This window comes from Seohaeicola zhoushanensis (genome assembly GCF_014656415.1).
GTDB classification, from domain to species: domain Bacteria; phylum Pseudomonadota; class Alphaproteobacteria; order Rhodobacterales; family Rhodobacteraceae; genus Seohaeicola_A; species Seohaeicola_A zhoushanensis.
Genome location: NZ_BNCJ01000001.1, coordinates 478,541 through 485,394, shown reverse-complemented (window position 1 = coordinate 485,394; position 6,854 = coordinate 478,541). Strand labels below are relative to the sequence as shown.

8 protein-coding genes are annotated in these 6,854 nt (G+C 65.9%); 5 read left to right on the top strand and 3 right to left on the bottom strand.

Features of this window, described 5'->3' with window-relative positions:
• Nucleotides 1-27: 27 nt before the first annotated feature.
• From IE266_RS02335 to IE266_RS02325, 3 genes are all read right to left on the bottom strand, one after another.
• Nucleotides 28-1,290, bottom strand: coding sequence for a response regulator (locus IE266_RS02335; RefSeq protein ID WP_189678420.1), 1,263 nt, complete (start codon nucleotides 1,288-1,290; stop codon nucleotides 28-30).
• A gap of 320 nt (nucleotides 1,291-1,610) precedes the next feature.
• Entirely contained in the window at nucleotides 1,611-2,309 is a 699-nt protein-coding gene (locus IE266_RS02330; protein ID WP_189678419.1) for a ZIP family metal transporter, read from the bottom strand.
• A gap of 37 nt (nucleotides 2,310-2,346) precedes the next feature.
• Nucleotides 2,347-2,730, bottom strand: coding sequence for a DoxX family protein (locus tag IE266_RS02325; protein ID WP_229863863.1), 384 nt, complete (start codon nucleotides 2,728-2,730; stop codon nucleotides 2,347-2,349).
• Between the two features lie 275 nt (nucleotides 2,731-3,005).
• Between IE266_RS02325 and rpsA the strand changes: the two genes are divergently transcribed.
• The 5 genes from rpsA to IE266_RS02300 all read left to right on the top strand — a co-directional run bounded on the left by rpsA (nucleotide 3,006) and on the right by IE266_RS02300 (nucleotide 6,753).
• Nucleotides 3,006-4,685, top strand: coding sequence for a 30S ribosomal protein S1 (gene rpsA / locus IE266_RS02320; RefSeq protein ID WP_189678417.1), 1,680 nt, complete (start codon nucleotides 3,006-3,008; stop codon nucleotides 4,683-4,685).
• 325 nt (nucleotides 4,686-5,010) lie between these two features.
• A complete protein-coding gene (ihfB, locus tag IE266_RS02315) occupies nucleotides 5,011-5,292 on the top strand; it encodes an integration host factor subunit beta (protein WP_189678416.1) in 282 nt (93 codons plus the stop codon).
• A gap of 3 nt (nucleotides 5,293-5,295) precedes the next feature.
• Nucleotides 5,296-5,646, top strand: coding sequence for a lipopolysaccharide assembly protein LapA domain-containing protein (locus IE266_RS02310; RefSeq protein ID WP_189678415.1), 351 nt, complete (start codon nucleotides 5,296-5,298; stop codon nucleotides 5,644-5,646).
• Nucleotides 5,647-5,657: 11 nt separating this feature from the next.
• On the top strand, nucleotides 5,658-6,299 hold the full coding sequence (locus tag IE266_RS02305) for a phosphoribosylanthranilate isomerase (RefSeq protein ID WP_189678414.1): 642 nt from the start codon (nucleotides 5,658-5,660) through the stop codon (nucleotides 6,297-6,299).
• Nucleotides 6,292-6,753, top strand: coding sequence for a GNAT family N-acetyltransferase (locus tag IE266_RS02300; protein ID WP_189678413.1), 462 nt, complete (start codon nucleotides 6,292-6,294; stop codon nucleotides 6,751-6,753). The genes IE266_RS02305 and IE266_RS02300 overlap by 8 nt, the downstream gene beginning before the upstream one ends.
• Nucleotides 6,754-6,854 lie beyond the last annotated feature (101 nt).

Below are 6,854 nucleotides of genomic sequence, written 5' to 3'. Positions count from 1 at the left end.
GGCCCCTTCGGAGGCTGGGAGAAGGCCTCAGAAACCGAGCTTCTGCTTGAGCTTCCACTGATGCTCGCCACGCTTGCCCGCAGCGCGGACCCCGGCGAGGTTGAGCGCGTTCTCGAAGGCGACGCGGGCGCGGCGCATCCGGCCGGCGCCGGGGCGGACGGCGGTACCGACCGAGACCGAGGCATCCGGGCGGCCCATCCCGCTCTTGCGGGACATGCGTTCCTGGATGGCGCCTTCAATACCCGCGGCGCGCGGTAGCGACTGCCCGCTCGACACGATGACGAACTGGCCATGGCCGGCATAGGCCATCATGTATTTCGAGTTTCGGAAGACGTCGTCGATCGCCCGCGCCACCATGATCAGCGAGCGCAGCGGCACCGCCGAGTCGGCATCGTCCGAGGGCCCTGCGGCGCGGTCGACGGAGATCGCCATGACGAAGGCCTCTTCCAGCGCGGGGCCGGACAGGCGGGTGAGGTAGTTCTGCAGCGCCGAGTAGCCGATGATCGCCGGAACGCTTGCCAGACGGGCCAGGCGCGCCGAGCCCCAGTCATCCACACCCTCGCCTTCGGCCTGCGCGGCCTCGGCTTCGTGGGCACGGGTCCAGTTGTCCGAGCTGCGCGACTGCGCGGTCTTGAGCCGGTCGCCGAACTCGATGATGTCGAAGGGCTTGGTGGTATAGTCCGAAGCCCCGGCGCGGAAGGCGCGGTCGAGGTGGTCGAGATCGGACATGGCCGTCAGCATGATGATCGAGGTGTCCTGGTAATCTTCCAGCTTGCGAACACGTGCGCAGAGCTCGATGCCGTCCATCTCGGGCATGTTGATGTCGAGCAGCAGGCAGTCGAAGGGTTCCTCGGCATTGGCGATGATCTCGAGCGCCTCGGGGCCGGAATGCGCGACGGTGATGTCCTCACAGCCCACCATCGCGGCGATCTTCGGTACCAGTTCCAGGATGAACGGGTCGTCGTCGACCGCCAGGACCTTCATCGAGCGGACCGCCTCGTCGCCCGTCTCTTCCATCGTCTCGGCCACGGTTTCGGGCTGAACCGGCGGCGGCGGCGCGACCTCGGCCACCGGGGCCGGCGGGGCGGTGACCACCTCGACCGTGTGCGACGCCGTCTCGGCCTTGCCGCGGGTCAGAAGGTATTGGACCGTGCCCATCAGGATGGTGGTGCCCGCGCCGACGACGCAGTAGGCGCCAAGGCCCGTCCAGAAGGACGCGCCCTGAACCATCGCGACCACGAAGCTCATCATGCCGATAAACGTGCCAATGAAGATGTGGGCAATTACCACGATCTGACTCCCGTCATTCCTTGCCCCCACAGCCAGAGAAACATAGCGCTTTCTTGTTTTCAACCAAAAGTTGCGAGGGTGGGACAAAGCCCCGAGTAAGTGTTGTCCCCCCTACATCAACAAAAGAATATGGCGAATTCGTCGCAGAATACGGCCTTTTTTGGGCCGCTGGCGTTTTTCACGGAAAGCATTCCAGGCGCAAGATCTACCTTTGGTTGTGAGGTCCAAGCCGGTTGGCGTGGCCAATCCGGGCCGCGAGGGGACGAAAATCGGCTGATTCCGAGGCGCGGGCCCCCGGCGGCGAAGGGACCGGCGGCGGCCTAGCCGCCCAGCTGCGACAGCGCCAGCGCGAGGCAGAGGCCCACGGCCACCGCGATTCCGGTCCATTGCGCGTCATCGCGGAAGGCGTTCGGAAAGACTTCGGTCGCCAACGAGGCCAGCACCGCTCCGGCGGCCAGGCAGCGAATGGCCGCGATCAGCCATTCCGGCGCGGTTTCAAGGGCATAGTAGCCCGCCAGCGCCGAGAGCGAGAGCAGCACCGCCACCCCGGTCCAGAGGCCCAGCGCCGCCGTTTTCGACCGCCCCTGCCCGATCATCTTGCGCGCGCCGCCCGCCGCCTCGGGCAGGTTCGACAGGAAGATCGACCCCGCCAGCGCCGCCACGCCCAGCGCCCCGGTGCCGATCAGCGCGCTGCCCAGTGCCAGGTTCTCGGGCACCCCGTCCAGCGTCACCGCCAGCATCAGGCCCAGCCCGCCCCTCTCGCCAAAGCGTTCACCCACCCAGGCGTCGAGCGCGGAGAAGACCCCGGCCCCGCCCAGCACCGCTCCGATCACGCCCAGCAGGTGCAGGTCGTTGAGGGCGGGGCGGATCAGTTCGTCCATCACCGAGACGATCAGCGCTCCGCCGGCAAGGGCGACGATGAAGCCCTCCACCCGTTTGGGGATCTTCAGGAAACTGCCCCAGACCGCGCCCAGGATCAGCGCGGCCGAAGTGATGACGATGACCAGAAGCACAACCATGCCACCGAACGGCTGGCCGGCCCGCGCGGTTCCCGCCCTAGCGGCGCAGCGGCCAGACCCGGCGCACCGCCGGGTCGCGCAGCCAGAGCCCGCCCCACATCAGGATGCCGAGCCAGACCGCGAACAGCGTGTGACTGTAGAGCGGGCTGCCGGCGCGCATCTGGGTCACGATCGCACCGCCGAAGATCGCCATCATCAGCACCGCGCCCAGCAGGCCGGTGCGGGGCAGCAGGAAGAGCAGGGTGCAGACCAGCTCCAGCACCCCGATCAGCAGCACCGGCGCGTCGGGCCAGCCGAGCCCGGCCATCGTCTCGGCACCGATGTCGGTGAGAAACTTCGGCGCCACCGAGGCACCCAGCATGAACAGGCCGAAGAGGGCCGAAAGCGCCCAGCCGATGCGGGCCATCAGGGTTTCGGACAAGGTCATCTCCAATGCACAATTTAAGTTGATATCAACTTACATAACGCCGCCCATCGGTCAACCACCGCCGGGCCTTGGCCCAGGGGCTTGCCAGATCGGGTCCCAGGGTCTATAGCGCAGCCGTCGTGAACGGCGATCAACGCCGCAAAGCAGAGAGACAGGCAGGGTCGGACAAATGCCGGCCCTCTTTCGTTTTGCGGCACGTCAGACCAACCCCAAGACCGGCGGAGACAACCGCGCGGCCAGCAAAACCCGGAAAAGGAAGTCAAAGCCACATGGCAATGGACAAAGCGATGGAGGAATTCGAAGCCCTCCTCAACGAAAGCTTCGAAATGGACACTCCCCAGGAAGGGAGCGTCGTCAAGGGCAAGGTCATCGCAATCGAAGCGGGCCAGGCCATCATCGATGTCGGCTACAAGATGGAAGGCCGCGTCGATCTGAAAGAATTCGCAAACCCCGGCGAAGCGCCGACCATCCAACCCGGCGACGAGGTCGAAGTCTATCTTCGCCAGGTCGAGAACGCGCGCGGCGAGGCTGTCATCAGCCGTGAGATGGCCCGCCGCGAAGAAGCCTGGGACCGCCTCGAAAAAGCCTATGCCAACGAAGAGCGCGTCGAAGGCGCCATCTTCGGCCGCGTCAAGGGTGGCTTCACCGTCGACCTCGGCGGCGCAGTGGCCTTCCTTCCCGGCAGCCAGGTCGATGTCCGCCCCGTGCGCGACGCCGGCCCGCTCATGGGTCTCAAGCAGCCCTTCCAGGTCCTCAAGATGGACCGCCGCCGTGGCAACATCGTTGTCTCGCGCCGCGCGATCCTCGAAGAGTCCCGCGCCGAACAGCGCGCCGAGGTGATCGGCAACCTGACCGAAGGCCAGACCGTGGACGGCGTGGTCAAGAACATCACCGAATACGGTGCGTTCGTTGATCTCGGCGGTGTCGACGGCCTGCTGCATGTCACCGACATGGCATGGCGCCGCGTCAACCACCCCTCGGAGATCCTGCAGATCGGCGAGACCGTGAAGGTCCAGGTCATCAAGATCAACAAGGAAACCCACCGTATCAGCCTGGGCATGAAGCAGCTCCAGGAAGATCCGTGGGATCTGGTCGGCGCCAAGTACCCGCTGGGTTCGGTCCACCAGGGCCGCGTCACCAACATCACCGACTACGGCGCCTTCGTGGAGCTGGAGCCGGGGGTCGAGGGCCTGGTGCACGTTTCGGAAATGTCCTGGACCAAGAAGAACGTCCACCCCGGCAAGATCGTTTCGACCAGCCAGGAAGTCGACGTCATGGTTCTGGAAATCGACGGCGCCAAGCGCCGCGTTTCGCTGGGCCTCAAGCAGACCATGCGCAACCCGTGGGAAGTCTTCGCCGAGACCCATCCCGAGGGCACCGAGGTCGAGGGCGAGGTCAAGAACATCACCGAGTTCGGTCTGTTCATCGGCCTGCCGGGCGACATCGACGGCATGGTTCACCTCTCGGACCTGTCGTGGGACGAGCGCGGTGAAGACGCCATCCAGAACTACCGCAAGGGCGACATGGTCAAGGCAGTCGTTTCCGAAGTCGACATTGACAAGGAACGCATCTCGCTCTCGATCAAGAACCTCGGCGGCGACAAGTTCGCCGAAGCGGTTGGCGGCGTGAAGCGCGGCTCGATCATCACCGTCAACGTGACGGCGATCGAGGACGGCGGCATCGAGGTGGAATACGAAGGCATGAAGTCCTTCATCCGCCGCTCCGACCTGTCGCGTGACCGTTCCGAACAGCGCCCCGAGCGCTTCTCGAAGGGTGACAAGGTCGATGTGCGCGTGACCAACGTGGACAGCAAGACCCGCCGCCTGGGCCTCTCGATCAAGGCCCGCGAGATCGCGGAAGAGAAGGAAGCAGTCGAACAGTACGGTTCGTCCGATTCGGGCGCATCGCTGGGCGACATCCTGGGCGCAGCGCTCAAGGGCGACCGCTAAGACCTGACGCCATCGCTGGCGTTACCGCCCCGCGGCCTTCCCGGCCGCGGGGTTTTTCTTTTGCCGTGCGGCCAGGGAATTGCCGCGGGACGCGTACGAATCATTTGCGTTTCGCCTTTGCAAAATTGGCCGTTCCGGGCGTTTCCCCCGCGGCAGCTTCGGCACAAACCGGTCACGCCGCAGGCGGATCAGCGCCCCCCAGCCGATCTTTGGAGCTAAAACCTGTTCATATTCCGATACTTCCAGTTCCAAACGCGTCGGAAAGGCATATATTCGGGAACAGGAAAAGACTGCCAACAACCAATGCCTTGGGAGGGGCGCCTTCATGATCCGGTCCGAACTGATCCAGAAAATTGCCGAAGAGAACCCCCATCTCTACCAACGTGACGTCGAGCGGATCGTGAATACGGTTTTCGAAGAGGTCACCGACGCCATGGCACGGGGCGACCGGGTTGAACTGCGCGGTTTCGGGGCCTTCTCGGTCAAGCAGCGCGATGCCCGCACCGGCCGGAACCCGCGCACGGGCGAAACGGTTGAGGTCGAGGAAAAGCACGTGCCCTTCTTCAAGACCGGCAAGCTGCTGCGTGACCGCCTGAACGGAAAGTAAACGATGCGCTATATCCGCTATGCCTTCCTTGGTGCCCTGGCCGTGGTGCTGATCTCGGTCTCGCTTGCCAACCGGGCCGCGGTCGAGTTGCGTCTGGTGCCCGAGGCGCTGGCGGATCTGCTCGGCTTCAACCAGGTCATCACCCTGCCGCTCTTCGTTGTCGTCCTTGGCGGAATCGCGGTGGGGCTGGTGCTCGGCTTCGTCTGGGAATGGCTGCGCGAACACAAGCACCGCCGCGAGGCGAGCGTGAAGACACGCGAGGTCAACAAGCTCGAACGCGAGGTGACCCGGCTCAAGGGCAAGCAGAACGAGGGCCGGGACGAGATTCTCGCCATCCTCGACAAGGCCGGCTGAGCGCCGAAACGATGGACGTAAAGGTCAAGTTCTGCGGCCTGAAGAGGCCCGAGGACGTTGCCGCCGCCGTGGCAGCGGGGGCAACCTATGTCGGCCTGGTCTTCTTCGCCAAGTCGCCGCGCTGCGTGTCGATCGACACCGCGCGCGAATTGGCGCTGTCGGTGCCGCCGGGCATCGCCAAGGTCGCCCTGACGGTCGATGCCGATGACGCGGCGCTGGACGCCATCGTCGGGGCGGTACCGCTGGACATGCTCCAGCTGCACGGCCGCGAGACGCCCGAGCGTGTCACGGACCTGCGCCGCCGCCACGGCCTGCCAGTGATGAAGGCGGTCGGCGTGGCCGAGGAAGCCGATCTCGCCGCACTGGAAACCTATGGCAAGGTCGCCGACCAGCTGCTGGTCGACGCCAAACCGCCCAAGGGCGCGGTGCTGCCGGGCGGCAACGGGCTGGCCTTCGACTGGCGCCTGATCGCCGGACGGCGCTGGCCGGTGCCCTGGATGCTGGCAGGCGGGCTGACCCCGGCCAATGTCGCCGAGGCGGCGCGCATGACCGGCGCGCGGCAGGTCGATGTCTCCTCGGGCGTGGAAAGCGCGCCCGGCGTCAAGGATCCCGAACTCATGGCGGCCTTCAGTGCCGCGCTGCGCGATGCCTGAGGCCAGCGATATCCTCTTCCGCCCGGCCACCGCCGCCGATGTGCCCGCCGTGGTGGCCCTGCTCGCCGATGACGTGCTCGGCGCCGGCCGCGAAAGCGCCGACCTGGCGCCCTACCACGCCGCCTTCGAGGCGATGCAGAGCGAGGGCAACAACACCCTGATTGTCGGCGAGCTGGACGGCACTGCTGTCGCCACCTACCAGATCACCTTCATCTCGGGCCTCTCGCTGAGGGCCGCGCGCCGCGCCCAGGTCGAAAGCGTCCGCGTCGCCGCCTCCCTGCGCAACCGCGGCGCCGGGGCCCTGCTGATGGCCGATGCCGAATCCCGCGCCCGCGCCGCCGGTTGCAGCCTGATCCAGCTCACCAGCAACGCCACCCGCGCCGATGCCCGGCGCTTCTACGAACGGCTGGGCTTCACCTCCAGCCACACCGGGTTCAAGAAGACCCTCGGCTGATCCGGCGCATAAGGTCGCAACACCGGAATTCGCCGTCACAAGCCCCATCGAAACGCCTTGCGCTTGTTTCCCGCGCTGCGCATGTCTAGGAAGTGCCAGAA